Genomic DNA, 2104 nt, shown 5'->3' with positions numbered 1-2104 from the left:
AAGGGCTATTGTGCTGAAGATGGACGGAGCAACCTTGGCGCTGTTTGAGCTCTACTATTCTAGCCCAAAATTCCTTCTAGCAGATTTGCTTAGCGACGATCAGTGCGTACGGGCCTCTGCCGCCCAAGCATTATGTGATACGCCGGTTTGTTGTTTGGATGCAGGGTTTAGCCCCAAAGTCAAGCTTCTTTGCCCGAGCCCAGCCGCGCTGCTTGAGCCCAAGCCACTGCAGACTTTGGTGCGTGCCTGTTTTTTGATGACAGCTCCAACACCACCGTTTCTGTGGAGCGGGCGCACCGGCAGAACAGCGAGTTTCTCCGTGGCAAGCAGCATGTGGATGTGCGCAAATGACAGTCTCAGTGCGTGTTGTTTGCGCACTGCCGGCAACACCAACAAGCAGGTGGACGGGCCATGACGGACTACGTTCAAAGACTGCGGCGCAAAGCCAAACTCACCATCAGGTCCATCAGGAAAGGAAAGCGGCACACAAGTTGCTACAAAGGCAACCCAGCCTTCCTTTACATTGCAGAGAAGCTTCCTGCTGCACGAGCTCAGGCTGCCTCGCACTCGCATCGTGCCATCTGCGAGCTTCGTCGCAGCCTCATGGGTGAGTGGAAGCAGTTGGATCCACATAGCAAACAGCAGTGGCTGGAGAAGTTGTCCCAGAACCACGGGTCCAAGAGAATCATTACCGCAATAGTGCAGACTCACTCAGAAACCTCCTCTTGATATGGAGCTGGTCACCGGCATGATTCATCGCGACTTTTGCTTTGCCAGCCAGACCTTCCCACTGAGTATAACAAATCTGCTTAAATCAGCGCAAGAGCGAGGATGCAAGCCAGATGAGCTGCGAGCTCGTTTTCTCGAGGCCCAGGCACTGGCCGACAGCACGGCTGACCCGCTTGTGCGAGAGAACGTGGGCATCCTGAATGAGGACGAAGATGATGGTGAGGCGTTCAAGTCTTGCTCTCAAGTGCACCCAGGGCTGTGTTCGACAAAGCACGCCGAGTTCCTGACCACAGCTTTGTCCATATCATATTTCCTGTGTCTGCCTGCAAGCCCTGCAACGAGAGGCTTGGGAGTGCTTTGTTCTTGTTTGCGGGTTCCAACAAATCAAAGTCTTCGACCATCCAATACTGCGCAATTCCAGGTTACATGAACAAAAGCCCGGTCTTGCTGGCGCTGCACTGGTTCGAGCTTGGTGCATGAGGGACAGGCTTGCCAAGCTGGCAGTCTGGAGTTCCCATTCACAGCTCGTCTGCCATTCAAAAAGGGATGTGCCACGCTGATTTCCACTTTTGACATTGGTTTGTTCATTGCAATGCAGATGGCCGATGGAGTTGGCAACTGGTTGGTGCAAAGTGTTGCGTATGAAGACATTGACTATATTTGTGTGAAGGTCGTTGGCCCGAAGGACAAATTTAAAGTGCTTGCCGGCCAGGTGTCACAAAGCTTGTTCAAAGCCCTTGACGTGAAGCACGCCCAGGCAGCAGCTAACAATACAGTTGACAGCGATGATGAGTACTTCAACATGATCCGAGAGTCTTTGCTCACACCTCAGCAGGAGCGCGCTCCCTCTGCAGCCAAAGGCAGAAAAAAGGCCCATTCTTCTAAGGATGAGCCTCAACTTCAAGTTGCGCGTGATGCGGATGGCAGCGACAGCAGCATTGACAGCGATGAGCCATTCGGCCAACTTCGGCGAACGAGGGCTTTCACAATGGCACAGAGAGCAGTTGTGAGGATGGCCAAGGCACAGGCTCTCCATGAACAGAATGTGCACCAAGCCGAGGGCTCCGCATCGTCGACTTCGATGTCATCCTCAGCGACGCCGACGCCAACGGCCCATGTTGGTCAAGACGCTGCAAAGCAGATGGTGACAACAGAAGTGTCACCCAAGACAGGTTTCACGCGTGTGCTTGTAAATGCAAAGCTCGCGGGCAGGATTACTAGCTGGGTTAATCAGAGGACTGGCGTCCTCAATGTGTCTGCGGGCTGCTCAAATCACGCATCGTGCTCAATTTTTGTTTGTTTTTTGTTTGCAGGGGCCTGTGTTCCACCAGAGCCTTATACTGTCTCATGGCTTGCAGTTGGGGCATCATTGTAT

At 53.2% G+C, this 2104-nt stretch carries 2 protein-coding genes; both read left to right on the top strand.

The window, feature by feature from the left end:
• A partial coding sequence (locus tag ABWQ00_RS15890) for a hypothetical protein (protein WP_353239629.1) occupies positions 1–415 on the top strand: 415 nt, incomplete at its 5' end.
• 783 nt (positions 416–1198) lie between these two features.
• A partial coding sequence (locus ABWQ00_RS15885) for a hypothetical protein (protein WP_353239628.1) occupies positions 1199–2104 on the top strand: 906 nt, incomplete at its 3' end.

This window comes from Limnohabitans sp. (assembly GCF_040400975.1).
Taxonomy (GTDB): Bacteria; Pseudomonadota; Gammaproteobacteria; order Burkholderiales; family Burkholderiaceae_C; genus Limnohabitans_A.
Note: the sequence above shows the minus strand (reverse complement) of the source record. Positions and strands in the feature narration are given on the sequence as shown.